This window comes from Kribbella sp. NPDC051952 (assembly GCF_040680855.1).
GTDB lineage: Bacteria > Actinomycetota > Actinomycetes > Propionibacteriales > Kribbellaceae > Kribbella.
This window is the reverse complement of record NZ_JBFAXQ010000041.1, coordinates 1-25,194: the sequence shown is the minus strand read 5'-3', so window position 1 is coordinate 25,194 and position 25,194 is coordinate 1. Positions and strand designations below refer to the sequence as shown.

Annotated in this window: 28 protein-coding genes; 8 read left to right on the top strand and 20 right to left on the bottom strand. The window is 67.8% G+C overall.

What is annotated here, in order from left to right; genetic code table 11:
- Window position 1 precedes the first annotated feature (1 nt).
- From AB0L70_RS39335 to AB0L70_RS39325, 3 genes are read right to left on the bottom strand one after another with little or no spacing between them, the layout of a single operon-like run.
- Window positions 2–658, bottom strand: coding sequence for a response regulator transcription factor (locus AB0L70_RS39335; protein WP_363691997.1), 657 nt, complete (start codon window positions 656–658; stop codon window positions 2–4).
- Window positions 633–1,838: a sensor histidine kinase gene (locus AB0L70_RS39330; RefSeq protein ID WP_363691996.1), complete on the bottom strand. Its 1,206-nt coding sequence runs from the start codon at window positions 1,836–1,838 to the stop codon at window positions 633–635. Before AB0L70_RS39330 ends, AB0L70_RS39335 begins: the two co-directional genes overlap by 26 nt.
- A gap of 14 nt (window positions 1,839–1,852) precedes the next feature.
- A complete protein-coding gene (locus AB0L70_RS39325) occupies window positions 1,853–2,491 on the bottom strand; it encodes a hypothetical protein (RefSeq protein WP_363691995.1) in 639 nt (212 codons plus the stop codon).
- 245 nt (window positions 2,492–2,736) lie between these two features.
- On the opposite strand from AB0L70_RS39325, the gene AB0L70_RS39320 reads away from it, so the two are divergent.
- A complete protein-coding gene (locus AB0L70_RS39320; RefSeq protein ID WP_363691994.1) occupies window positions 2,737–3,288 on the top strand; it encodes a hypothetical protein in 552 nt (183 codons plus the stop codon).
- A gap of 480 nt (window positions 3,289–3,768) precedes the next feature.
- On the opposite strand, the gene AB0L70_RS39315 is transcribed toward AB0L70_RS39320, so the two are convergent.
- Entirely contained in the window at window positions 3,769–4,272 is a 504-nt protein-coding gene (locus AB0L70_RS39315) for a hypothetical protein (RefSeq protein WP_363691993.1), read from the bottom strand.
- 238 nt (window positions 4,273–4,510) lie between these two features.
- Complete coding sequence (locus tag AB0L70_RS39310; RefSeq protein ID WP_363691992.1) at window positions 4,511–5,062, bottom strand: YceI family protein; 552 nt, start codon at window positions 5,060–5,062, stop codon at window positions 4,511–4,513.
- Window positions 5,063–5,272: 210 nt separating this feature from the next.
- Here AB0L70_RS39310 and AB0L70_RS39305 point away from each other — a divergent pair, with 210 nt between their 5' ends.
- From AB0L70_RS39305 to AB0L70_RS39295, 3 genes are all read left to right on the top strand, one after another.
- Window positions 5,273–5,659, top strand: coding sequence for a hypothetical protein (locus AB0L70_RS39305; protein ID WP_363691991.1), 387 nt, complete (start codon window positions 5,273–5,275; stop codon window positions 5,657–5,659).
- Window positions 5,660–5,744: 85 nt separating this feature from the next.
- A complete protein-coding gene (locus AB0L70_RS39300) occupies window positions 5,745–6,233 on the top strand; it encodes an FBP domain-containing protein (protein ID WP_363691990.1) in 489 nt (162 codons plus the stop codon).
- Window positions 6,234–6,306: 73 nt separating this feature from the next.
- Window positions 6,307–6,567: a hypothetical protein gene (locus AB0L70_RS39295; protein ID WP_363691989.1), complete on the top strand. Its 261-nt coding sequence runs from the start codon at window positions 6,307–6,309 to the stop codon at window positions 6,565–6,567.
- A gap of 237 nt (window positions 6,568–6,804) precedes the next feature.
- On the opposite strand, the gene AB0L70_RS39290 is transcribed toward AB0L70_RS39295, so the two are convergent.
- The 4 genes from AB0L70_RS39290 to AB0L70_RS39275 all read right to left on the bottom strand — a co-directional run bounded on the left by AB0L70_RS39290 (window position 6,805) and on the right by AB0L70_RS39275 (window position 9,307).
- Window positions 6,805–7,329 (bottom strand): phosphoribosyltransferase family protein, encoded by a 525-nt coding sequence (locus tag AB0L70_RS39290; RefSeq protein ID WP_363691988.1) that lies wholly within the window; start codon window positions 7,327–7,329, stop codon window positions 6,805–6,807.
- A 124-nt stretch (window positions 7,330–7,453) separates the two neighbouring features.
- Window positions 7,454–8,065, bottom strand: coding sequence for a hypothetical protein (locus tag AB0L70_RS39285; protein ID WP_363691987.1), 612 nt, complete (start codon window positions 8,063–8,065; stop codon window positions 7,454–7,456).
- A 9-nt stretch (window positions 8,066–8,074) separates the two neighbouring features.
- Window positions 8,075–8,686, bottom strand: a complete 612-nt coding sequence (locus AB0L70_RS39280) for a 3'-5' exonuclease (protein ID WP_363691986.1) — start codon at window positions 8,684–8,686, stop codon at window positions 8,075–8,077.
- Window positions 8,687–8,773: 87 nt separating this feature from the next.
- Window positions 8,774–9,307 carry a hypothetical protein gene (locus AB0L70_RS39275; protein ID WP_363691985.1) on the bottom strand — a complete coding sequence of 178 codons (534 nt, stop codon included), beginning with the start codon at window positions 9,305–9,307 and terminating at the stop codon, window positions 8,774–8,776.
- A 117-nt stretch (window positions 9,308–9,424) separates the two neighbouring features.
- On the opposite strand from AB0L70_RS39275, the gene AB0L70_RS39270 reads away from it, so the two are divergent.
- Window positions 9,425–9,580 (top strand): hypothetical protein, encoded by a 156-nt coding sequence (locus AB0L70_RS39270; RefSeq protein WP_363691984.1) that lies wholly within the window; start codon window positions 9,425–9,427, stop codon window positions 9,578–9,580.
- 96 nt (window positions 9,581–9,676) lie between these two features.
- Here the strand turns inward: AB0L70_RS39270 and AB0L70_RS39265 are convergent, their stop codons facing one another.
- Together AB0L70_RS39265 and AB0L70_RS39260 are read right to left on the bottom strand one after the other, a co-directional pair.
- Entirely contained in the window at window positions 9,677–10,168 is a 492-nt protein-coding gene (locus AB0L70_RS39265) for a metallophosphoesterase (protein WP_363691983.1), read from the bottom strand.
- A gap of 11 nt (window positions 10,169–10,179) precedes the next feature.
- Entirely contained in the window at window positions 10,180–11,169 is a 990-nt protein-coding gene (locus tag AB0L70_RS39260; RefSeq protein ID WP_363691982.1) for an NAD-dependent epimerase/dehydratase family protein, read from the bottom strand.
- Between the two features lie 186 nt (window positions 11,170–11,355).
- Here AB0L70_RS39260 and AB0L70_RS39255 point away from each other — a divergent pair, with 186 nt between their 5' ends.
- Entirely contained in the window at window positions 11,356–11,667 is a 312-nt protein-coding gene (locus AB0L70_RS39255) for a hypothetical protein (protein ID WP_363691981.1), read from the top strand.
- A gap of 93 nt (window positions 11,668–11,760) precedes the next feature.
- Here AB0L70_RS39255 and AB0L70_RS39250 read toward each other — a convergent pair whose 3' ends face one another.
- From AB0L70_RS39250 to AB0L70_RS39210, 9 genes are all read right to left on the bottom strand, one after another.
- Complete coding sequence (locus AB0L70_RS39250) at window positions 11,761–12,159, bottom strand: hypothetical protein (RefSeq protein WP_363691980.1); 399 nt, start codon at window positions 12,157–12,159, stop codon at window positions 11,761–11,763.
- A complete protein-coding gene (locus AB0L70_RS39245; protein ID WP_363691979.1) occupies window positions 12,156–12,347 on the bottom strand; it encodes a hypothetical protein in 192 nt (63 codons plus the stop codon). The genes AB0L70_RS39250 and AB0L70_RS39245 overlap by 4 nt, the downstream gene beginning before the upstream one ends.
- Window positions 12,348–12,578: 231 nt before the next feature.
- Window positions 12,579–13,037, bottom strand: coding sequence for a hypothetical protein (locus AB0L70_RS39240; protein ID WP_363691978.1), 459 nt, complete (start codon window positions 13,035–13,037; stop codon window positions 12,579–12,581).
- A complete protein-coding gene (locus AB0L70_RS39235; RefSeq protein WP_363691977.1) occupies window positions 13,037–14,242 on the bottom strand; it encodes a hypothetical protein in 1,206 nt (401 codons plus the stop codon). The genes AB0L70_RS39240 and AB0L70_RS39235 overlap by 1 nt, the downstream gene beginning before the upstream one ends.
- A gap of 7 nt (window positions 14,243–14,249) precedes the next feature.
- The gene (locus AB0L70_RS39230; RefSeq protein ID WP_363691976.1) at window positions 14,250–14,510 is read right to left on the bottom strand and encodes a hypothetical protein; all 261 of its coding nucleotides are present in this window, start codon (window positions 14,508–14,510) and stop codon (window positions 14,250–14,252) included.
- Between the two features lie 16 nt (window positions 14,511–14,526).
- A complete protein-coding gene (locus AB0L70_RS39225) occupies window positions 14,527–15,204 on the bottom strand; it encodes a hypothetical protein (protein ID WP_363691975.1) in 678 nt (225 codons plus the stop codon).
- Window positions 15,201–18,017 (bottom strand): FtsK/SpoIIIE domain-containing protein, encoded by a 2,817-nt coding sequence (locus tag AB0L70_RS39220; RefSeq protein ID WP_363691974.1) that lies wholly within the window; start codon window positions 18,015–18,017, stop codon window positions 15,201–15,203. The genes AB0L70_RS39225 and AB0L70_RS39220 overlap by 4 nt, the downstream gene beginning before the upstream one ends.
- 104 nt (window positions 18,018–18,121) lie before the next feature.
- On the bottom strand, window positions 18,122–18,517 hold the full coding sequence (locus AB0L70_RS39215; protein WP_363691973.1) for a VOC family protein: 396 nt from the start codon (window positions 18,515–18,517) through the stop codon (window positions 18,122–18,124).
- A 7-nt stretch (window positions 18,518–18,524) separates the two neighbouring features.
- Window positions 18,525–18,722, bottom strand: a complete 198-nt coding sequence (locus tag AB0L70_RS39210; RefSeq protein ID WP_363691972.1) for a hypothetical protein — start codon at window positions 18,720–18,722, stop codon at window positions 18,525–18,527.
- Window positions 18,723–18,971: 249 nt separating this feature from the next.
- Between AB0L70_RS39210 and AB0L70_RS39205 the strand changes: the two genes are divergently transcribed.
- Window positions 18,972–22,058 carry a PD-(D/E)XK nuclease family protein gene (locus AB0L70_RS39205; RefSeq protein WP_363691971.1) on the top strand — a complete coding sequence of 1,029 codons (3,087 nt, stop codon included), beginning with the start codon at window positions 18,972–18,974 and terminating at the stop codon, window positions 22,056–22,058.
- A partial coding sequence (locus AB0L70_RS39200; RefSeq protein WP_363691970.1) for a UvrD-helicase domain-containing protein occupies window positions 22,051–25,194 on the top strand: 3,144 nt, incomplete at its 3' end. The genes AB0L70_RS39205 and AB0L70_RS39200, both read left to right, overlap by 8 nt.

The window sequence follows — 25,194 nt, the reverse complement described above, 5'->3', positions numbered from 1 at the left end:
TCTAGTGTCGCGGACCAGGGATCACTACGCCCGCTTCATAGGCGTAGACGACAGCCTGGGCGCGATCGCGCAGATCCAACTTGGTGAGGATGTTGCTGACGTGCGTCTTGACGGTCTGCTCGGCCAGCACGAGTTCCGTGGCGATCTGCCGGTTGGACAGCCCACGCGCGACCAGCCGCAGTACGTCGGTCTCCCTCGGCGTCAGCTGGGTCGGAGTGATCGGTACGACGGGTTGTGCGCGGGCGAAGTCCTCGACCAGGCGGCGGGTCACGGAGGGCGCCAGTAGCGCGTCACCCGCTGCGACGATCCGGACGGCCGCCGCCAGCTCGTCCGGGGTGGAGTGCTTCAGGAGGAACCCACTCGCGCCGGCCCGGAGTGCGGCGTACACGTAGTCGTCGAGGTCGAACGTGGTGAGCATGATGACGCGCGGCGAGCTCGACGCCGCCAGGATCTGCTCGGTGGCTGCCAGGCCGTCCAGCACCGGCATCCGCACGTCCATCAGGATCACGTCCGGTTGCAGCTCGGCCGCGAGTACGACTGCCTCGGCGCCGTCGCCGGCCTGACCGACCACCTCGAGGTCAGGCTGTGCATCCAGCAACGCACTGAACCCGGCCCGCACCATCTCCTGGTCGTCAACCACCAAGACCCTGATCGCCACTCGCCACCTCCTGCCCGACCGGTATCGACGCCTCCACCAGATAACCGCCTTCGGGGGTCGGCCCTGCGGTGAGTGTGCCGTCCACGAGCGCTACTCGCTCCCGCATCCCGACCAGGCCGTGTCCACTTTGGGTTGGCGGGGGCGCCTCGCGGGGGGCGCTGTTCTGCACTCTTACCGCGAGCTGGGTCTCTTTGCGCCGTACTTGCACTCGTATCACCGACTCCGGCGCATGGCGGACGGCATTGCTCAGCGCCTCCTGCACCACCCGGTACGCCGTGAGCTCGACCGCGGGATCGAGTCCCATCGGGACGTCGCCGTCGATGCTGACGTCGGCCCCGGCACGGCGCGTGCTTGCGACCAGGTCCTGCACCTGGTCCAGCCCCGGCTGTGGATCCGTTGATGGTTGCTGTTCCGCCTCTCGCAAGAGGAGGAGCACCCGTCGCATCTCCGTGAGCGACGCCCGTGCTTCTCCCGCGATCTCTGCAAACTCCGCGCGTACGTCGTCTCGCACGTCCGGCAACCGGTGGGGCGCACTGTCCGCCCGCACCACCACGACCGACAGGTGATGCGCTACGACGTCGTGCAGTTCGCGCGCGATCCTGGCTCTCTCCTGTAACCGGGCCCGCTCGGCGCGTTCGGTCCGGCTGATCGTCTCCTGCTCGGCCAGCCGCTGGTTGGTGTCGGCGCGGGTCCGCAGGAGGTCGCCGACCACGATGGCGATCGCCGACATCACGGCCATCGTGAGCAGGCCGGCCCAGTTCTCTCGATCCGGTACGAGAACCGTGGCAAAGAAGCCGAAGACCTGCGTGACTGTCCACCAGACCGCCTGCTCACGACGCCCGAGACCGCGCGAACCGACGATCGCGAGCACGAAGGCGTGCCCGAAGGTCGCCGTTGTCCCCCACGGCCACGGCTCGGACGGGCTGACCGGATCGGTCGCCGCCGCCGTGATCACCGCGGTCACCAGCGAGACGACCACCGCGGCGCGCGGCCGCAGCCAGGCCAGGGCCAGTGCGAGACCGCGCGCGAGGGCGAGCGCTAGTACGGCGACCAGTGCGACGCGGTAGTGCTGGACCAGATCCAGCATGGTCAGTAGCACCAACGCCGCGACGCCGAGGCGGGCGACGGGCGCCCAGCGCCCACGCGGCCATCCGCTCGGACCGACCTGCTCTGCTGTCACGGTTGGACCTTAGATCACAGCTGCTGCAGCCAGGACCAGAAGAACATCAGCCCGCCGGTCGCCACCACGATGGTTGCCGGGAGCACCCATCGTGCTGTTTCGCGGCCGTCGAGCCGGCGGACCAGGGCTGCGTGCAGCGCGGCGAGACCGGTGAGTGCCGCGAGGAACAGGACGATCGATGGGATCGCAACCGCGGCGTGAGTGACCCAGGCACCAGCTCTGGACGGTCCACCCCAGGTCCCTGGCTCAACCGGCCCATGCTCGACAAACCCCCAGAACGGCCCACGCACAACCGCCGTCACCATCAGAAACAACAGAAACCAACTGACCAACCCAAGCACCGAACTAACCAGCCCATACCCAAACACCCGAGCAACCCCCGGCTCATCCCCACCCGCCGCCGACTGCCCTCGACGCAGCTCGTGCTCGGTTGCTGCCTGGACTGGGTGTAGCAGTCGGGACAGACGTTGCCAGCGGGTGACTGCTTCGCGTGGTTCGTCGGTTACTGCATCGGCGATGGACTGGATGCCGACCGGCACGAGTAGGACGTCGTACGCGATGGTCCCGGCCAGCCGGCGCAGCCACCCGCGTCGGCGCTGACCGGATAGCGGTCGATCCGGGGCGGTCGCGCGAGTACTGAGTGTGTCCGTCATGGTCTCTCCTCGGGTCTCAAGTCCTGAGATCGAGGCTAGGAATCCACGGCTCCCGGCACATCCGGCCCGGGAGCCAAGTCGGGATCAGTACCCCGGTAGGGGGTCGCCTGTGATCCAGGTCACAGTGACCACCGTCCGTGTTGCGACGTTACACGGTCAGTGCCGGACGGTGTGCGCGGCTCGCGTGCACGGCTGGGGAGCCGCCGGCACGAGCGGCGACGCCGCATCCACGAGGAGGTTCGGACATGCGCATTCGGAACCTGGCGGTCGCCGCCACCCTGATCCCGGTTTTGATGCTGGCCGGCTGCGGCACCGACACCGCGTCCGGCGCCACGGCCTCGGCTCCCGGCGCCAAGAAGGCGTCGAAGCACGGCCTGACCGACGAGGTCGCCAGCCAGACCGACCCGGCCGCGGATCCGGTCGTCCAGGCCTACTACGACTACCGCATCGCGTTCGACCAGATGATGCGCAGTGGTGGCAGCAAGACCAAGCAACTCGTGCCGGTGATGACGCCGAAGATGTTCCAGGCGATCAGTGCGCAGGCGAAGTACTTCCGGACCAAGAAGCTCCACAACACCGGCCTCACCACGGTCGTCTGGGCCAAGCGCACCCTCGCGTCGAACGGCGTGATCGTCAGCGCCTGCTACGACACCACCGCGGCGCGCACTGTCGACACCAAGGGCCACTCGGTCCTGCCCGCCGCCACCCCGACGCGCTGGCTGGACCAGATGCGCGTCCAGCAGGTCCAGGGCCGCTGGATCGTCGACGGCGGCACCACCGCCCCCAACGGCTGCTGACAGCCGGCCGCACAACGTCTCCGGCTCGCCGCCATCCGGCACACCTCGCGACCGGAGCCCCGCAGCGCGGAGAGACCCTCTCTCCGCGCTGCTGCGCCGCCCCAACCGCGCTGCTCCTTCAAACACGCACCCTCAAACGTGCAGCTCCGTCAACCGCACTACCCCTCCAAGCACGCCACGCCTTCACGGGTGCCGCGATTTCACGCGCCGCAGCCTCACGCGCGCTGCGGCTTCAGGGGTACCGCGGCTTCACGCGTACCGCGGCTTCACGCGTGCCCCGGCTTCACGCGTGCCCCGGCTTCACGCGTGCCCCGGCTTCACGCGTGCCGCGGCTTCACGCGTGCCCCGGCTTCAGGGGTGCCGCGGCTTCAGGGGTGCCGCGGCTTCAGGGGTGCGGCGGCTTCAGGGGTGCGGCGGCTTCAGGGGTGCGGCGGCTTCAGGGGTGCGGCGGATTGAGGGGCGCTGTGGCTTAGGGGTTGCTCAGGCGTGGCGGATCATTTGGTGGAGTAGGGCTTCTACTGCGCCGCGGAGGTCGGCGTCGTGCTCCGGCCCGGACCACACCACCACGCAGCCCTTGTCCCCCAACCTGCTCGCGACCAACTCGCGCGCCGGCGCGGGATCACCTTGGTTGAGTACGACGACCAGCCGCCGCCCATCACGCTGCAACCGCTCCAGCAACGGCGGCAGCGTCGACCCCCGGAACACGCCGGGATCGCTCTTCACCTTGGTCTCGACCATCACGCCACGCCCGCGCACCACCAGCAGGAAGTCGGCACGATCCCGGGTGAACTCGCGATCGTGGTAGATCCGCGCCTTCGGCCACAGCCGCTGCAACGCGATATCCACGTCGGCGTCGTACCGCGCCGCCAGCCGGCTAACCCGTGAACTCGTCCCGCGCGGCCGGAACGTCTCCGGCGTACGGCGGTCACCGCGCCGGCGCCCGAACAACGGAAGCAACCAACGGGCCAATCTCGTGTCGATCATCGGCGGACCCCTCGACCTCTGCGGCACTCACCACGAGTCTGCCCAGGTCGATCCGCGCGTACCCCCAACACTCGCAATCGTGACCCCACCGCCACAAACCCGACGCACAACGAAAGATCCCGCGGGATGTGCCCGCGGGATCTTCACGTCGGCGTGCTTGTACTGCGGCCCAACTTGTTCCTGCCGCTTACTTGTTCCTGCCGCTTACTTGCTCGTGCTGCCTACTTGGTCCAGCCGCCTACTTGTTCTTGATGGCGGAGATCTCGAGCTCCAGGGTGACCTTCTCGCTGACCAGTACGCCGCCGCCCTCGAGCGCCGCGTTCCAGCTGACACCCCAGTCCTTGCGGTTGATCACGACGGAACCCTCGATGCCGACGCGCTCGTTGCCGAACGGGTCGGTCGCGGTGCCGGTGTACTCGAACGAGACCTCGACCGGCTTCGTCACGCCGCGGATCGACAGGTCGCCGGACACCACGAACTCCGCGTCGCCGGCCTGCTTGATCCCGGTGGAGGCGAAGATGATCTCCGGGTTGTTGTCCATGTCCAGGAAGTCGTTGCTGCGCAGGTGGTCGTCGCGCTGGTTGTTGCGCGTGTTGATGCTCTTGGCCTGGATGACCACCTTCCCGGAGGAGTTCTCCGGGTTCTCGCCGTCGAGGTGGAACGACCCCTCGAACTCGTCGAACGCTCCCCGCACCTTCGTCACCATCGCGTGCCGTGCGGAGAACCCGACCCGGCTGTGGGCGGTGTCGATGGTGTAGTCACCGGACAGTGCGGCGTACTCGTTGGACATAGTGAACTTCCTCCAGGGGGTCATAGTTGAAGATTTCATCGTCAAGAATTCACCCATTAGGGTGATATGTCCACCCCGGATGCGGCGTGTCCGGTCGCTGGACCCGGCGGGGCCGACAATGGAGATCGAAATCGACGCTGTGTTCGATGCCGGGTTCGATGCCGGGTTCGATGTTGGGTTCGATGTTGGGTTCGATGCTGGGGGTGTGGGTTGGCGCTGTGGAAGGTGTTCTGCAAGTCCGGGCCGAGTGACGTGTACCGGGCGTTGAGTACGCGGCTCGGGCGGGAGCGGTTCTGGGCGAGTTCGGCAGAGGAGTCCGACGGGGTGATCGCGTTCGCGCTGCCCGACGGGCGGACCGACGACAGCCGGATCGAGCAGGCCGACCCGGACCGGCTCTACCGGGTGCGCCACTTCGGCGAGACGCTCACCTTCGTCCTCACGGCCACCGCTGGCGGCACCGAACTCACGCTCGACTCGACCTCTGACACTGCCGCCGAACACGTGTCGCTCCTGTTGCGACTGAAGGCCTCGGTCGACTTCGGGGTCGATCTGCGCAACCACGACGAGGGGCGGACCGCCGGGTACGTCGACAGCTGACCGTTGCTCGCGGCAACGGATTATTCGGTTGCGGGGTCCGATGGGGAGCGGGTCTCATAGGTGGTCGAAAGATCGGAGAACTCCCGTGGAACCGCTCAGCGCCGACGAGATCAGGCGCTCGTTCGTCAACTCGACCAAGAGCCAGATCAAGGCGATGACGCTGCCGCGTCTGTTCACCGAACTCCCCTGGGAGTCGCTGGACTACCTCGGCTGGCGCGACCCGAAGGCGCCGAACCGCGGCTACCTGGTGGTACAGCGAGACGCCGGCGTGACCGGGATCGCGGTGAACACCCAGGCCTCGGGCGTACCCCGTCGCGGCGCCGGTCTCTGCGACCTGTGCAACACCGCCCAGCACCTCACCGACGTCGCGCTGTTCGTCGCCCGCCGGGCCGGTACGGCGGGCCGGGAGGGCAACACGGTCGGCACCTACATCTGCGCGGATCTGGCCTGTTCGCTGTACGTACGGGGTCTGCGCGAACTCGACGTACCACAAGGTGAAACCGCTCCGCCGGAAGTGCGAGCCGAGCGGCTCGCAAACCGGGTTGAAGGTTTCGTAAATCGCGTCCTTTCCTGACGCGTTCGGTGGGGTACTGGACCTAGGCTGGAGCCGAGCACCCGGCTTGTGGGCGAAGGGAGAACGAGTCGCGATGACCGAGTTCAGAATCACGCACGAGATCCACGAGGTTCACCCGGACATCCGCGAGACCCTCACCGCTACCACGATCGAGGCGATCAACGAGTCCAGTGCAAGATCCGCCGAGGACGCAGCCCTGGTGCTGCGCCACAAACTCGCCGAGATCGGCGTCCACATGAGCGACGCAGCCTGCCTGGCCGCGATCGAACGCATCCGCTCCGGCAAACAACTCCGCTTCGAAATAGAAGAACGCGAACCCGCCGAAGAAGGCTGACCCCCACCCATTCGGACGGCCGGCGTACGCCGACGCCGCCGGTCACAACACCCCCAACCTACAAGCCAACCTGTTCCCAACAACCCCACCAACCCTCAAGCCCTGAGCCCGCCCGAGGCCCCGCCCCGCCGCGTCGGTGGGGTTGTTCGGGGAACACGTAGGCGGGTAGCTCGACTCACGCCAACCGCCGCGGACTCGGCTCCCGCGACCGTCCCACCGTGTCGGTGGGGGCGTGGGTTAGAGGGTTGGGGTTAGGTCGGTTGGGGTTAGGAGGGGGTGGAGGGTTAGGCCTGCTTGGGTTAGGGGATCGGGGGTGGAGGGGTTGCGGTTGATGACGCAGAGGGCGTCCGAGATGTTGGCGCCTAGCTCGCGGAGTGCATTCGTGGAGAGGACGATCTGGCCGCCCGTCGTGACGACGTCCTCGACGATCGTCACTCGACGCCCGGCGGTCTCGGCACCCTCGGCCAGCCGCCGTGTGCCATACCGCTTGGCTTCCTTCCGGACGAAGGCGCAAGGCAACCCAGTACGCCGCCCGAGCGCCGTCACCACCGGGATCCCGCCCATCTCCAGCCCAGCGAGCACCTCAGTCCCAGCCGGCACCAACGCGACCATCGCCGCAGCGATCTCATCCAGCAGCACCGGATCAGCCTCGAACCGGTACTTGTCGAAGTACTCCCCCGTCGTCTGCCCCGACCGCAGCAAGAACTCCCCAGTCAGATGAGAAGTCTCATAGATCCGCTGCCCCAGCTCCCGAATCTCCACCCGAGCACCTTAACCGCACCCCACCACCCCGCTGCTACCACCGAGCCAAGCATCGACGCCCCACCATCGGCATCTCCTTCAACCTGATCGGCCACCGACCACATCGCTCAGCTGAGCACCCCAGCTACCCGGCCTTCCGTTGATCCTCGGCCGGCAGGAACCGCCGGAAGTCCTCACTCGAAATGATCGGGATCCCCAGCTCCCGGGCCGCCCGAGCCTTCACCGACAGACTGTCGACATCGGCCGCCACCACGAACGTCGTATCCGGCCGAACTGCCTCCTGCGGCACAAACCCCGCCCCCACCGCCCGATCCCACCAAACCTCCCGCGGCTCCACCATGTCCCCGGTGAACACCATCGTGCTCCCCCGCGGAAACCCCTGCGCCCCAGGACGAGCAGGTACGGCGTACCGCCCACCACTGACCCGTACGAGCGCAGAATCCACATCTGCCGGCTGACGCCCCAGCATCACCGCGACCCGATCCAGATCACTCCGCTGATCCGCCGTCATCTCCCCATTGCCCCACGACGCCCCGGCCAGCGCGGACACGTAGTACTGATGCAACAGATCGACCTGCGACCGAGCCAGTCCAAGCGCCGTCGCCACCTGGACCAACTGATCCGCGTCCGCCGCCGTGATCTCCCGATTGGCCAGGATCCCGTCGAGCAACGCCAAGTACGAGTCGGCCTGCGGCGGCTCCGGCACCCGCGGCAACTGATCGACGAGTCGACTCATCCACCCATGTCACCCGCCCGCGTGCACGGGTCGCACGGTCGGCGCGACGTCCGTCCCGGGCAAGGCCGGCCACCGCAACCGGCTGACCTCCTCGTACGCCCACTGCCACGGCGGCGGCGCCGGAAACGCCCGCAGATACCGGCTGAACAACTCAGCCGTAGCGCGCGTGTCGGCCAGCGCCGAATGCCACCCCTCGAGCGAGATCCCAGCCGCCGCACAACACGCACCCAGCGTCCGTTTGGCCCCCGGATACAGATAGCCGGCCAAAGCCATCGTGCACATCGACCGTTCGGTGATCAGCGGTACGTCGACGCCCAGCCGCGCGAACTCCATCCGCAGGAACCCGAGATCGAACTCGACGTTGTGCCCGACAACCATCCGCCCCGCCAGCAACCCACCCAGCTGCCGCGCGACGTCCGAGAACTCCGGCGCCGCCAGCACGTCAGCGGTCAGGATCCCGTGAATGTGCTGCGGACCGAGATCGCGCTGCGGATTCAGCAACGTCACCCACTCGTGCTCGACCTGCCCACGGGCATCCAGCAGCACGACGGCGATCTCGATGATCCGGTGCCGATGACTCGGCAGCAGGCCAGTCGTTTCGGTGTCGATCACGGCGTACATCCCGGGCCTCCTCCAGCTCGTTGACCCACTGGAACAACCCAATCACACGCCGCCGACAGAATTCGTCGCTGTCTGCGACCAACGACCTCAGACGTCCGGAAGATCGACCGCGATCTCGTCACCCAGCCGCGCACCGCGGGACAACTGGAGCTCGTCCCCGCTCCAGAACCGGCCCGGGTCATACCAGTTCGGCCGCCGCCCACGCAGCAACCCCATGTCCTCGTACGTCACCGCGACCACCTCAGCGCAGTACGCCGACTCCAGCTCGAGTTCACGCGATCCCTGCCGGATCGCCGGCACCCGCCCGCGCACCCACCGGGACGCAAGCCGAGCCGTTGACGGGAACGGCGTACCGTCCAGCCTGGCGACAGTCCGCAATACGGCGTCCTCCATGTCCCGCGTGATGGGGAGATCGAGCTGCCGCAACCAGGCGCGCTGACCGTACTTGCGCCCCCACACCAGTACGGCGTCCCGCAGATCGTGCAGCTGCACACCGCGGTGATGCGTCCCTGTCCACACGTCCTCGAGCGAACGACCCAGCTCGGCATGCCACAGCAGTGGTGGCAGATCCTCGATCACGATCGCCATCCCGACATGGTTGACCGGGCTGTTGGTGGTCATCTGAATGGCCCGATCGGCGGCACTGCCACCGCGGAACAGCCAAATGTCACCTGTTCGTGTCAGTTCCGTAGCGTCATCCAGTGAAATCCGGCTGTCCACGTCGCTAGGTTAGTGCCCATGAAGGTATGGAAGGTGGTAGGGCTTGCGGGGCTCGTCGGCGTGGCCGCTACGGGCGTGGTGATCGCACGGGGCGAGCGCAAGCGCCGTGCGTACACGCCGGAAGAGGTTCGTGACCGGCTCAAGGCCCGGGTCAAGGAAGCGGCGAACGCCTGATCGATCGGCCGGGTGTGCAAGGTACGCCGTAACTCGGTGGTACGGCGACATTTCCTTGCATGCCCGGCCGATCTCGTTGCTTTACGCAACGAGATGTCACAAGTTGTGGAGAGCAACTTCTTCCAGACGCCCGTCGGTGATCGTGGCAGTCTGGAAAGTGCAGTACGGCTGCCGGCGCCGATCCGTCGGAGATCCCGGATTCAGCAATCGCAATCCACTCAGGCTCGTCGTGTCCCACGGGATGTGACTGTGGCCGAACACCAGTAGATCGACGCCCGGATACTCCTTCTCGCAGCGCTCCTCGCGCCCCTTGGCCTGACCGGTCTCGTGTACGACGGCGACCGACAGCCCGTCGAGCGTCACCCGCGCGACCTCCGGCAATCGCGCGCGCAGCTTCGGACCGTCGTTGTTGCCCCAGCACCCGATCAGCCGGGCAGCACGACTCTCCAACTCGTCCAGCAGTCCGACGCTCACCCAATCCCCGGCATGGATGACCACGTCGGCACGCTCGACCGCCGCCCACACCGGCTCAGGCATCTTCTTCGCCCGCACCGGCAGATGAGTATCCGAAATCAGCACCAACTGCATGCGGCCACTCTCTACGCTCCCAGTGACTCGATCAACTCCTTCTCCTTGGCAGGGCTCAGGCCGGCGCGTCGTTCCCGGTCTAGTCCGAGCTCACGCTCCGAGGCCAGCGTGTCGACCAGGAACTCCCGCCGCGGCCGGTGCCTCAACCCAGCCGCGACCGCCGCCGCACCACTGCGACTCGACCAGCCCTCGTACCCAGGCTCGGTCAACCACATCGCCAGCGAATCCGGCCCCATGTACTGCTCGACCTTCTGCTCCTCCAACCACTCCCGCGGCGCGAGCACCACAGGCCCTGTGTGACCGCCGACCTCGCGGACGAGCTCGATCCACTCCCCGAACGGCACCACCGGCCCCACCGCGTCGTACGTCCCGGTCTTGCCCTCCGTGGCGAGGTCCAACAACCATCCGGCTAGATCGCGCACATCGATCACGGACGTGGCGAGGTCAGGCGTATCCGGCACGAGCATCGGCTCCTCCGGCGCCCGAGCCGCCCGCGCCACCCAAGCGCCGGCCCGGTCGCTCTTGTCCCTCGGCCCACCGATCAAACCGGCCCGCGCGATCACAAGCCGATCCCCGACCGCTTCCCGTGACGCAAGCTCACTCGCGACCTTCGCTTCGCCGTACAACTCCCGCTCGACCACGTCCAGCTCGGTCGGCTCCCGCAGTACGGCGGACTCGTCCGCGCCGGGCGTGTCGTACTTCTCGTAGGCGTTGACCGACGACACATACGTCCAGTGCTTGGCCCGCGGCCCGAACGCTGCCAGCGCGTCACGGACGAAGCCGGGCTGCCAGGACACCTCGAACACCGCATCCCAGTCCTGATCCGGCACAGCGTCGTACGCATCGGGGCTGCTGCGGTCGGCCGCGACCAACGTGGCACCGTCCGCGACCGCACCACTCTCACCACGGGCCACACAGGTGACGGAATGCCCGCGCGCGAGTGCCTGCGTCGCGATCTCTCGACCCAGCCACGCCGTCCCACCGAGGATCAGAATCTCCATGCAGGCAAGCCAATCAGGCCCCGCCGACAAAACCCAGGCACCTCTGCCCAGGGCAGAAATCGACACCCTGTGATCCCTCGCCGCCGTCACGTCACCGTAAGACCCGACCCCTTGCGATACGGGGGTTCCAGGCGCAGTGTCGGCCTCAGAGGCACCCGTGACGGGCGCCGTGAGCAAGGGGGAGAAATGGCTGGTTTCGTACAGATCATCGAGTACCGGACGTCGAAGCCGGACGAGATCGCGTCACTGATGCAGGACTTCCAGAAGACACGCGAAGCCGCTGGGGACGGGCCGTCGCCGACCCGTGGAATGACCTGCGCCGACCGGGACGAGTCCGGGCGCTACTTCTCGATCATCGAGTTCGCCTCGTACGAGGACGCGATGGAGAACTCCGCCCGCGCCGACACGTCCGAGTTCGCACAGAAGATGATGGAGCTCTGCGACGGGCCGACGAAGTTCTACAACCTCGACGCGGAGCTGGTCCAGTCGTACAGCTGACCGGGGTACTTGGATAGGCCGGTGCCGCAAGGGAGGTTCGGCACCGGCCTACCCCGTTTCAGTCCGGGTCCGCGGCGCCGGACCCGGGCCGGCTCATCGGAACACGCGGTACGACGACCATCCGGCCGGCGGGGCACCGCCGTACGAACCGAGCTGACGCTCGCTGTCGCTGTGCAGGGGGTCGGGATCCTGTGGCTCGGGGGCGGAGTGCAGATCCGGCCAGGGTCGGGGTGGGAGAGCATCACGGGGTGGGAGCAACAGGTCGGGATCCGGACCCGGGTCCGGGTCGATCCACTCGACCTCAGTGGCTCCACCGTGACCGTGGATGGCGACGACGGAGTCGATGCCGTCCCAGACGGTCGTGGTCGGATAGTCGCCGTACCAGCGGAGCGCTACCGCTCCGTCGGTGAACTGCACGCCCTCGGCGACCGGACCGGTGCCGCTGACACCGGAGACGTCCTGATGGCGGATCAGTTTGAAGCGACGAGTCATTTCGGGGCTACCTCCCACAGACGCTCACCCGGCAGCGCACGGCCCGGGCCTGGGTCGGTATCGGGGATCGGATCACTGGTCACGCGCAATCCGGCGAACCGGCGCGACATGGCAGCGGCGTAGCGTTCGGCCAGCTCGGCCTCGGCCCGATAGTCCGCGACGACGTGGTCCCCGAACCACACCCGCACGCGACGACGTTCGACAACCCTGACCGCAGGGTGAGGGTCCCCATCAGCGTTGTCAGCCACCTCAATGCACCCGCCGCCCAGGCCGGCACACCCAAGAACAACAGCTCTTCACAACCATCACTCCCACTTCCCTGTAGTGGACGCGTTCACAGGAAGTGACGAACCCCACGCACATTCATGACGCAATTCCCCCAGAACTTTTTCCAGCCCCAGAAGAAACGCCGCGTCTCCTCAAACCACCCACGCCCGCCAGGCGTCGATGTCCGGGGCGTCGGGGCTGATCGCACGGTCGAAGGTGTGAGTGCCGACACCCGGAAGGTGAGCTGCTACCAGGGTGTCGAGGTTGTGGACCAGGAGCATGGGCGTGTCCGGGTGGGATGCGACCAGCGAGTCGAACAGTCGTCCCGCCTCCGTGTGCAGCACCTCCTCGGAGCGGCCGCCGCGCAGCTGGATCTCGATGCCGTAGGCATCCATCGCCTGCACCTCGTCCGGCGCAGGATCCGCCTCGGCATACCCGTTCGGCTGCACCACAACTCCCAGCCACTCCTCGACCGTTGTGCCACGCCGACGAAGCCGGACCAGATCCCGCTCGGTAGCCATGACCTCGGCACCGTTCGCCTGCACCAGCCAGGTAGCCACCTGCGACGGTGTTTCGGAGACCGCTACGAAAACGCTGTCGACGACAGACATCACCGCTCCTTCTGATAGCTGACCAGCCGCCCGTCACCGAGGATGACATGAACGACATCTGCAATAGTCTTGCCGGGCTGTCCGACGGCGCGGCGGTAGGCACGCCAGGCATCTGCCTCGGTCAGACCGATGTTCCGGCCGTCGATGACGACCTCCCCCGCCTGATCTCCCGCATCACAGATGTTGCGCTCGATCGTGCTGCTCGAGTTGGTGGTCGGCGTCTTGAACTCGATGATCACGCCCGGATCCGCAGCTCGCTTACGCACCACCGCGTCGGGATTCTTGTCACCCGAGCTGTGGTCCTCTTTCCGCGCGTCGATACGCCAACCTTCCTCGGCGAGGCGGTCTGCGATCGCTGCCTCCTTGGGCTTGAAGCCACGTTGAGGGTCGTGGACGCCTGGGGCGAAGTCGACATCCAGTGGGCTGAGGTCGAAGGCGGGCTTGGGGATCTCCGGGAGGTCGATGTCGATGACGGGTGGGGTGGGGAGGGTTTCGGGATAGTCGAAGGTGGCTTCTACCCGGTCGGTGGTGATTGTGAAGGTGGCGTGGTTCCACTCTTGGTCGGCTGACTCGGACATGGCGGCCAGAAGGGCCTTGACGGACTCGGTGAGGTCTACCTCGATCTCGTGGTCCTGGAGGAGGTGCTCGTTGCGCTTCTTGTCTTCGTCCTCGTCGCGTTCGTCGAACTCGATGTCGCCGGATTCGGTGACGGTGATCTCGACCTCCAGGGGATCTTCGGGGAGGTCCTCGTCGTGTTCGTGGGACTTGCGGAACTTCTCGAAGGCTTTGCGGGCCACGGTGATGAGGGGTGGTTCGCCGGGTTCGGGGGTGTCCAGGTCCTCGAAGGTGGCGGTCAGGCGTTTGGTTCGGCCTTGGGTGTCTCGTTCGGCGACGTCGCCGGTGCCGCCGGTGGTCTTGTTGCGGTTGGCGGAGTTACCTAAGGGGGCTTCGCCGATCAGGGCGGCGGCCCAGGCACGGGCCTTCGGAGGGGCCATCGACAAGTAATGCGCGGCTGCTTCGCACGCTCGAGCAGCGGCATCCAGCTGCTGGGCAGCTACCGTCGCGCGCCCATGGGAAGCCGCCAGTGCGACCTGTGCGTTCTCGCGGCACCGTACGGCGGTGCGCTGCAGGTGGGCGACCACCTGCGGCACTTCATCGAGGCTTTCTACCAGGCCTCGAGCCACTCGCTGCAGGTCCGACGGCACGACAAGATCAGATCTGGTCGGCGTAGCTCTTGCATCCGGCCGACGCGATCTCCAGCGCCTCGGCGGCCTGCTCGACCGCCTTGCCGGCCGCGTCGAGGATCTCCGCGATGTCCCGGTCCACGCCGGTCGCCGTACCCGCGATCAGGCTCTCCACCAGCTGGCTGTGCTGGGTGAAGCGCAGCTTGAATCCGGCCAGGCCGCCCGCTGCCTGTTTGGCCTCCATCGAGACCTGGTGCAGCTGTTCCTTGAGCCGCTGTACGTCGGACACCTATCCCACTCCCAAACTAGTTGCGCTTCTTCGGCAGCACGATCGCCGTACCGGACACGACCACCGGCACCGCGATCGCGAGCCACCACGGCAGGCCGGCCGCCATCGCCACGACGACCGCGACCGCACCACCCCAGCCCCACCAGCGCGCACCGGGCAGCCGAGGCAGACCGAGCATCCGCGACGCGGCCAGCATCGTGACGGCGGCAATGGCCGCGGCCTCGACCCCGGCCAGGAACGATTTGGTCAGCACCCACACCACCAGGAACCCGACCAGCATCAGGACCGCGCTGATGGTACGTCGCCTGCGTCGCTCCTGCTCCTCCCGGGCCGCCGCCCGTACCTCTTCCAGCTCCTCGACGGTGTCACCGAGCTGCTGCGTGATGCGAGCCGCCACTGCCTCGATGTCCTTCAGTACACGGATCTCGGGCAGCACGTGGTTCGCACGCTTGCCCTCCGCGGGCAGTCCGGCGCGTTGCAGCGACGCAGCGGCCTTCTCGGCCAGTGCGTTCAACCGAAGTTCTAACTGCCGCCCGCGCTCGGCCATGGCGTCGGCCTCCGCCATCGCGGTGGCCTCTGCCTTCGACTTGTGCGCCGTCACCCGGTCCTGCGCCTGCTGCGCGTCCGCACGGGCTCCCGCGACCGTCCGCAGCGCCCGGGCGTACTCCGACCACACCTGCTCGTCCGTCTTCATCGCCGCACCAACTCCACCGCGCGATCCACCTCGTCCGATCGCAGCGCAGCGAACGGTACGACGACCTGCGCCTCCGGGTGCAGTCCGTCCCACAGCAACCCACGGTGTGGCTCTGACGCCCACCGCACCAGCGGACCGGCCACCGCGCGTACGCCGTCCTGTGGGTGCCGCAGGAAAAGGTGGGTCGCGACGTTGGCCCGCCCGTACCCGAGGTGTTCTGTGCACACGTGCAGCCGGTTCCACCACCCGAAGGTGATGAGCCCCTGCGTCGGTCCGTCGCGGACGATGTCCTGCAGTGCGTTCGCCGGACTCTCGAAGTACCCGTCCGCGTGCACCTGCATCCGAGGGACGCCGTGGAACCCGAACCCGAGCAGATAGGTCGCACCAACCTGCCCGTTCCGCACGTCCTCCCGCAGCGAGAACAGCCGCGGCACGATGTCGCCGTGCTTGTCGACCGTCTCGACCTCACACCCGAGCTGCCGCAGCGCCTGCACCAGCGCATCCTTGCCCTCGGCAACGGCTGGCGACGAGTCGGTCCCGTCCATGAACACGAACCGCGGCGGGTCCACCGCCGCAGCCGCGGTCGACAATGCGAGTCCACTGAGTACGCCGAGCGCGTCCGCCGGACCGTCACCCAGCACGAGTACGCCGGCACCCGGCTCGGGCCGTACTTCGACCTGCACCGGCTCCTCGGTCACCGCGATGGGCAGCCCGGTCCACGGCCGCCCCAACTCCGGCTTCACCACTGCCGCCGTATCCGCCAGTCGAGCCGCCTCCGCAAGGTGGAACACCCGCGGCGGGCGCGCCGACTCCCCCGCCCGCAACCACAGCTCACGGCGCAGATCATCAAGCACTACCTTGTCCGCAAAGCTCACCAGCACATGCTGGTTGTCGTCCGGAGATCCGAAGTTCGCATTCAGCACGGCCTCACCACGGAACTGCAGCTCGGCCGCAGCCGTGTTCCCGCTCCGCAGGATCGCCTGTGCGTCGGCCGGCGTGGTCTTCAGCGCAATCCGGTACGGCACCTGCCCGAAGATCGAGTCGCGCCGCGTCGACAGCCGCTTGACCCCCTCGATCGTCTGCGTCGCGAGGACGACGTGGACGCCGTACGCACGCCCGAGCCGAACCAACCGCTCCAGCAGCTTGGCCGCCTCGTCCGCCAGTTCGTCGTCGTCTTCGAGCAGCACCTGGAACTCGTCCAGTACGACGAGAATCCGCGGCGGCCGATCGGGGCCCGGGGCAAGCTCCGCGATGTCGGCGACGTTCCCGTGTGACTTGAAGATCTCGCTGCGCCGGGCCAGTTCGTCGGACAGATGACGCAGTACGGCGAGACCGAACGCGCGGTCGCTGTGCACGCCGAGCACGCGCACCTGCGGCAACCAATGCTCCCGTCCCGCGGCCGGACCGAGCGCGGAGAACTCGACACCGTGCTTGAAGTCGAGCAGGTACATCTCCAGGTCCGCCGGGTCGTAGCGCGCGGCGAGGCCGTGGATCATCACGAGCAGCAGATTCGACTTCCCCTGGCCGACGGCACCGCCGACGAGGACGTGCGGGAGCGCGGGGTTCCCACTGCGCAACCGCACCAGCGCCGGCGTGCGATCGTCGTACCCGATCACCGTGCCGATCTCGTCCTTGACCGGCTGCCACCAGGTCGAACGGTCCGGCAGGGTGCGCTCGAAATCGATGGTCGGGAGTACGGCGATCTCCGCGAGCTCGGCCACGACATCACAGATGCCGGCGGCAACGTTCGCGTCGAACGGCGGGTCGAGTTTCGCGGCGACACCGGGGAGCTGCCTGATCTCGACCTTCTCGTTGGTGATGGCAACGGGATTGAGGAGCTCAAGCAACTGTTTGGTCTCCACGTCGGTCGCGGAGGTCGTGGACGGGTCGTGGTGGACCAGGAAGCAGATGCCGCGCTGACCGGCGGTGGCAGCCAGCCGGAGCAGGTCGCGCTGGGCGAGAGAGTCGATGCCGGACGGGTAGTCGAACAGGATCACCAGCCGGTACGGATCGGTGACCTGACCGGTCTCGCGGATGAGGTCCTCGAACCGCTGATGGCCGAGCTGGGCCTGTCGGCTGGCACGCAGCGATGAAACGTCTACGAGCCCGGACAGCACCGTGTGCAGCTGCTCCGCGGTGTGTGTTGCCCTGGGCACCAATTGCGGGTACTTCGTGGTCAGGTGACCGAGTAGTCCCATCATCCCGGTCAGCCGCGGATCGAAGGCATCGATCCGGAGCCGGAACGGTTCGGCTGCCGCGACCAGGCGTAGTGCGACGCTTTGCAGGAGCCGGCGGGCGGACTCGTTGCGGTCCGCGGTCACCTTCCAGCCGTTGGTCCGCAGTAGTGGCGCCACAACCGGCGTACCGGGGTCGAGCTCACCGACCCGCAGGTACGACGGGACGCCTGCGCCGACGAGTTGGCGCGAACGCCAGCGTGCGTCGTTCGGCGGGATCGAGGCCAGGCCCGGGGCGAGGCGGTCTGCGAGCAGGCGGGCCTTGGGCTCGGCGGCCGAGAGGGCCTCAGCGGTCTTGGCGTCGACTAGAGCACGCGACTCGCGGCGGGCGATCGCGGTCTGCTCCTGGAGTTGACGGTGCAGCTGGACAGCGCGCTGGTGCTCGCCATGGGTCAAGCGGCGGGCGTTCTCCAGCAACTGTCCGAGGGCGTGCTGGAGGCCGCGGATCCGCGCTTCCAGGACCTCTGGTGCTGTATCTGTCGCTGTACCTCTATTGCGTACAGAGCGCACCGCGTCTGTTTTGCGCGCGGCGCGCGAAGCCGGTCCGGGCGTACTTCCCCCGTCAGGCTTCTCCGTCACGAGCACCGTCCTTCCACACTTGCCCCGCGACAACCAACTGCCTGGAGCAACCATGTCATACCGGAAGTCCCACTCGTCACTCCAGGCATCAGCAGTCTCACCAGTCAGTCTGGGGCGACGATCTCGAGCTCGTAGCCGTCGGTGTTGTGGAGGAAGGCGGCGTAATGCTGGGGGCCGCCGGCGTACGGGTGACGGTCGGCGAACATGAGGGTCCAGCCGTGCTTCGGGGCCTCTGCGACGATCCCGTCCACCTCGGCGCGGCCGGCGGCGTTCAGGGCGAGGTGGTTCATGCCGGGCCGCATCCGGTCGTGCTCGGCGGACGACATCGCGGGGCTCTGCTCGACCACGACATAACTACCGTCGGGGGCGATCCAGGTCATCCCACCGGGCCAGCCGTCACCGTCCTTCCAGCCCAGCCGATTGAGGACCCAGCCCCAGCTCTCCTGGGCCCGGGACAGGTCCGGGACCCAGATCTCGACGTGATGCACCGCAGCGGCCATCGGAGCATTATCTGTGCTCGTCGAAATGATTCGACACCGCCACCGAGATCAGCCCCGACACCACCAGCCAGACCAGCGCCGCCACCAGCCACGGCCACCACTCACGCCCTTGCGCCCCCTCGGCCACAGCCTGACCGAACAGTCCCCCCGCCGGCGCAAAGACAAGCACGAGCAACACCCGCGCCACCGCCGTCTCCCTGGTCATTCCTTCATTGTGAGATCCAAACCCAACCCCCGCAGAAACCACAGCGTTTCGCACCCATCGTGGGCCGTTCGGCGAGCATGAGTTCGGCCCCACGCGCGCCCCCACCCCACTACCCGCGGGTTCTTGTCTGGTCTCACACCATCCCCACAACCGCGGTCTGTTGGGGTTGTTGTGGGTTGTTTCTTCTTTTGTCTGTGGGAGGGTCTACCGTCTGCGGTGACAGTTTCGGGACCTGATCGGGGGCTTGTGGTGAGTACCACCCGGATCGAGAGCACGGCGTACGGCGCGGACGCCCTGGAGCGCCTGCGTGCCGTCGTCGCGGACCTCAAGGCCGATGATCCGATGACCCCCGTCACCCTCCTCCTGCCGAACAACCTGACCGGCGTGATCGCCCGCCGCCATCTCGCCCGCACCGGCATCGCCGGTCTCTACCTCGCGACCCTCGAGCGACTGGCCGAGCAACTCGCCGCCTCCGACCTGTCCCCGCGCCGCCCCGCGACCCGTCCGATCGTCGCCGCAACCTGGCGTACGGCGCTGTCGAAAGCGCCCGGCATCTTCGAGGAAGTCGCCGAGCACCCGTCGACGATCCAAGCGCTTGCCTCAGCCCACCGCGAGCTCCGCGACCTCTCCGACCCCGCGCTGGACAGGATCGTCGACACCTCAACACTCGGCCCCGACCTGGTCCGCCTGCACCGCCACGTCACCACAGATCTCGCCACCGACTGGTACGACGAGACCGACCTCCTCCGCGCGGCCGCCGACCGCCTGGCCGCAAAGCCCGAAGTCGCCGGCGAACTCGGCGCACTCGTCCTCTACCTCCCCCAAGAGCTCACCCAGGCAGAGGCGGCCTTCGTCCAAGCCCTCGGCAACGCCGCAGCCGATCTCACCGTGATCGTTGGTCTGACCGACGTACGCCGTGCCGACCGCGCCGTCCGGCGATCCCTCGAACGCATCGGCATCGACCTGCCCCCGTCGATCTCGAAGAACTACCCGGTCGCCACCGAGATCCTCAACGCCTCCGATGCAGACGACGAGGTCCGTTGTGTCGTCCGGGATGTCGTCGAGGCACTCGAGCGCACGCCCGCGCACCGGATCGCGGTGCTGTATTCGGCCGCCTCGCCGTACGCGCGTCTTCTGCACGAGCACCTCAGCGCCGCCAAGATCGAGGTCAACGGCCCCGGCACGCGTCCTGTGCACGAGCGCGCGATCGCCCGGACCCTGCTCGAAGTCGTCGCGCTCGTAGACCAGGACCTGCCGCGTGCGGACGTGTTCCGGGCGCTCGCGAACGCACCGACGCGTGACTTCACCGGCGAGCGGATCCCGGTGCCGCAGTGGGAGCGGATGTCACGTGTTGCCGGTGTGATCCGTGGCGACGACTGGGACACCCGGCTCGCTCGGTACGCCGAGTCCGAGCGCCGGACCGCTGATCAGGAGGAAGCGGCCGAAGACCCACGGCCGGCCGCCGTACGACGCGCGCAGTACAACGCAGCCAAGGCCGAACGGCTGCACGCGTTCGCCTCAGAGCTCCGCCGCCGGCTCCGTGCCCTGGCCTTGCTGGAGACGTGGTCCGAGCTAGCAGATGGCGTGCTCCGGATCTTCCAAGACCTGCTCGGCGACTACTCGTCTCTACCGGTAGAAGAGCAGTACGCCGCAGCCGCGGTCGAGGGCTCGCTGAAGGGCCTGTCCACCCTGGACGAGCTCGGCACCCCGGCCAGCCTCGCCGTACTGCGCGACGTACTCGATCTGGAGCTGCAGCAATCGCTCCCCCGCGTCGGGACGTTCGGGACCGGCGTACTGGTGGCACCGCTGTCCGCAAGCATCGGACTGTCGGCAGACATCGTGTACGTCGTCGGTCTGTCGGAGGACCTGTATCCGGGCCGCGTGCACGAGGACGCACTGCTCCCTCATCGTGTCCGTGAGGCGGCCGCGCCCGAACTGGCGTCGTTCCGCGATCGACTCGACGAGAAGCAACGCCATCTACTCGTCGCCTTCTCGGCCGGGGCACGGGTCGTCGCATCATTCCCCCGTGGCGACCTGAGGCGATCGTCGCGCCGGTTGCCGACGCGATGGCTGCTGGGCTCGTTGCGCGAGCTGACCGGCGAACACGGGCTGCCGGCAACCCAATGGGACAAGCACACCGAGCTGCTGCGTACGTCGGCGTCGTACGCAGGATCGTTGACCTCGGCAACCATGCCCGCGACCGAGCAGGAGTGGCAGGTCCGGGCCGCGGCAGCGCGACTGTGGGTGAACGACGAGGTCCTCGTGCGTGCACGGGAATTGCTGCGTGGACGTGGGAGCAATGCCTTCACGCGTTTCGACGGCGACCTGTCCGGGGTGTCGGGTCTGCCGGAGTATGCGGTCGAGGACCGGATCGCGTCGCCGACATCGCTGGAGGCATACGCGACCTGTCCGCATGCGTACTTCGTCGAGCGGTTGCTTCAGGTGGAGCCGCTCGAGGCGCCCGAGGATCTTCTCGTGATCTCGCCCATGCAGGTCGGGAACCTGATCCACTACAGCATCGACGCCTTCGTGTCGCAGCTGAAGGGATCGCTCCCGGAGAGCGGCGAGCCCTGGACGGAGGAGCAGCGACAACTGTTGCTCGCGATCGGCGCGGAGCTCGGGGATCGGTTCGAGGCCGAAGGGCTGACCGGGCATCCACGGTTGTGGCAGCGGGAACGGTTGCGGATCCTCGGTGACTTGATGGTGTTGCTGACCGACGACGATCGCTGGCGGTCGGAGCGGGACGCGTCGGTGGTGGCGAGCGAGCTGCGATTCGGGTTCGACGGCGAGGCGCCGGTGGAGATCCCGGTGCCGTCCGGGCGGGTGCTGCTGCGCGGGTCGGCCGACAAGGTCGACCTCGGCTCGGACGGAACCATCTATGTGACGGACGTGAAGACCGGCGGATTCTCGCGGTACGAGGGGATCGAGACCGATCCGGTCGCGGGCGGGACGAAGCTGCAGCTGCCGGTGTACGCGTATGCGGCACGGGCCCGACTCGGTTCGGAGTCCACACCGGTCGAGGCGTCGTACTGGTTCGTCCGGCGCGGCGGGAAGCGGATCCCCGTGCCACTGACGACGGAGGTCGAGGAGCGGTACATCGATACCCTCGATGTGATCGTGTCGTCGATCGCGGCCGGGTACTTCCCACCGAAGGCGCCCGAGGTGCCGGACTTCTTGTGGGTGCAGTGTCAGTACTGCAACCCGGATGGGCTCGGGCACAGCGAGGTGCGGGCGCGGTGGGACCGCAAGCGGTTCGATCCGATGCTCGAGCGGTTGGTCCGGCTGATCGACCCAGGGGTGCTCGAGACCGCTGCAGCGGAGGCCGCTGATGACTGAGCAGTTGCTGGATGCACCCGCGCGGGAACGGATCCGGTCCGATACCGACGCGACCCTCTTCGTCGAGGCCGGCGCCGGCTCCGGGAAGACGCACGCGCTCGTCGATCGCGTGACCACCTTGGTCCTGCGGGACGGCGTACCGCTGCGAACGATCGCGGCCGTGACCTTCACCGAGAAGGCCGGCGCGGAGCTGCGGGATCGGTTGCGGGTCGAGTTCGAGAAGGCGCGCAAGGGCCCGGCGGGCAAGCTGGCCGACGGCGCGTTGGACGACCTCGACTCGGCGTCGATCGGGACGCTGCACGCGTTCGCGCAGCAGATTCTGCTGGCGCATCCGATAGAGGCCGGGTTGCCGCCGCTGATCGACGTACTGGACGAAGTCGGGTCGTCGGTCGCGTTCGAGGAACGCTGGGCGGAGCTGCAGCAGCAACTGCTGGACGACGACTCGATCGCGGAGCCGTTGCTGCTGGCAATGGCCGTCGGGGTCGAGCTGAAGCACCTGCGGTCGCTGGCCCGGTTGTTCGGGAACGACTGGGACTTGATCGCCGAGCGCGTGCTGATCGATCCGCCCGAGTTGGTGTCGATGCCGGATCTCACCGGATTGATCGCCGCGGCGGCGCAGATCGGCGGCGTGGCCGAGTCGTGCCTGGATGCCGAGGACCGGCTGCTGCCGAAGGTGCATCAGATCCGTGAGCTCGGCGTGATGCTGGACGCCGCCTCGGATCAGGAGACGCAGCTCGCGATCCTGCAGACGCTGCGCGGCCTGAAGCTCGGCCGAATCGGCCGCAAGGAGAACTGGCCGGACATCACCAAGGTCCGGGGCGACTGCTCCGAGGTGGTCGCGGTCGCCGGTTCGCTGGTCGAACTGCTCCTGGATGCTTGCCTTCGGCACCTTTCGCACTGGATCGCGCGCCGGGTGCTCGAGTCGGCCCGGCTGCGGCGGGAGGAAGGACGACTCGAGTTCCACGACCTGCTGGTGCTCGCGCGCGATCTGCTCCGGCGTGACCCGGCGGTGCGGTCCGATCTGCAGGAGCGGTTCGAACGGTTGCTGCTGGACGAGTTCCAGGACACGGATCCGATCCAGATCGAGCTCGCGGTCCGGATCGCCGGCGGCGGCGAGGCGGAGGCCGAGGACTGGCGCGAGGTCGAAGTGCCGGAGGGGCGACTGTTCGTGGTCGGGGACCCGAAGCAGTCGATCTACCGGTTCCGGCGCGCCAACATCGCGACGTACCTGACCGCCCAGGATTTGCTCGGCGAAACGGTTGCCCTCACCACTAACTTCCGGACGGTGCCGCCGGTCCTGCGCTGGATCAACGCAGTCTTCGAGACCTTGATCCAGCCGCAGGAGGCCGCACAACCGTCGTACCAATCCCTCGCGCCGCACCGCACGAGTCCTACCGGCCCGGTCCGGCCGACACCGGCTCCACAACCTCAGGACGTCTCCGGCGGCCAGCTCTCCTTCTTCGGCGACTCCGAGGACGAGCTCACCCTGTTCGGCGAAGACACCCTCTTCGGCGACAGCCCGGCAGACGACTCCGACGACTCGGCTCCTTCCGACGACGCCGGCTCAGGGAGCGCCGGCTCCGGGGAGCAGGTTGGTGATCTGGCGACCGTGCTTCCTTTCCGGCGCAACGGCGCCGAAATCCCCATCGACACCCCGGACACCGACCCGGAGGAATACGACGAGACCGTCTCTGGTCCCGCCGTCACCATCCTCGGCGCCGCGCCGCACGACGACCTCCCCCGCGCCCAAGCCTCCGTCCTGCGCGAACGCGAGGCTCTCGACGTGGCCGCGGTCATCGAGCAGGCCCTCCGCGACGGCTGGCAGGTGTACGACGACCGCACGGAACGCTGGCGTACGGCGGAAGCCGGCGACATCGCCGTCCTCGTCCCGGCCCGTACGTCGCTGCCCTTCCTCGAGGACGCCCTCGACCGCGCCGACATCCCGTACCGCGCCGAAGCCAGCTCGCTCGTCTACCAGACCGCCGAGGTCCGCGACCTCCTCGCCTGCGCCCGCGCGCTCGGCGACCCCAGCGACCAGCTCGCCCTCGTCACCACCCTCCGCTCGCCACTCTTCGGCTGCGGCGATGACGACCTGTTCGTCTGGAAGCGCTCCGGCGGCTCGTTCACCCTGACCGCGCCCGTCCCCGACCAGCTCCTCACGCATCCGGTCGGCGAAGCGATGGAGTGGCTCCGAAGGACCTACTATGCGGCCCGCTGGCTCACCCCGAGCGAGGTCCTCGCCAAGATCGTCGCCGACCGCCGCATGCTCGAGGTCGCGGCGATCGGCCCGCGCGCACGAGATGCCTGGCGCCGGATCCGCTTCGTCGTCGACCAAGCCCGCGCGTGGTCCGAGGTCGAGCATGGCGGACTGCGCTCGTACCTCGCGTGGGCTGCACACCAAGGCGAGGAGGCCTCTCGCGTTGCCGAAGCCGTCCTCCCGGAGACCGACGCCGACGCGGTTCGCGTGATGACGATCCATGCCGCGAAGGGCCTCGAGTTCCCGATCGTGATCCTGTCCGGCATGAGCGCGGCCCCGAACCGGCAGCGTGGCGTTCAGGTGCTCTGGCCGCCCGACGGTGGGTACGCCGTGAAGCTCAAGTCATCCGTGCAGACCGAGGACTTCGACCTCGTCCAACCGGTCGACGAGCAGATGGACGACTACGAACGCCGCCGCCTGCTGTACGTCGCCGCTACCCGCGCACGTGATCACCTCATCGTCTCGCTGCACCGCTCCGGCAACCGCCGCCACTCCAGCAACGCCGAGCTCCTCGCATCCGCCGGTGGGGTCGAAGCACCGAACGCGACACTCTTCACCAGCCCACCCGCGATCGAACGCGAACCGCGGACAGCACCCGACGTCTCTCCACCGATCTCCCGCACCGACTGGGAGAACCGCGCCACCGCAGCGCAGTCCGCCAGCCGCAAGCGCTCCGCGCAAAGTGCGTCGGGTCTCGAAGGCACCGGCCCCGACGTCACGCTCACCGACGTCGACCCAGGCACGGCCAAGGCACCCCGCGACCTCGAGCTGCCGCCCTGGTCCAATCCGACCCTTGGCGGAGAGGTGGTTCGACCATTCCGAGTTGGCGTGGATGGCCGAACAATCCGACGAGCTGACCGCGTTCCTGCAGCTGTGGAC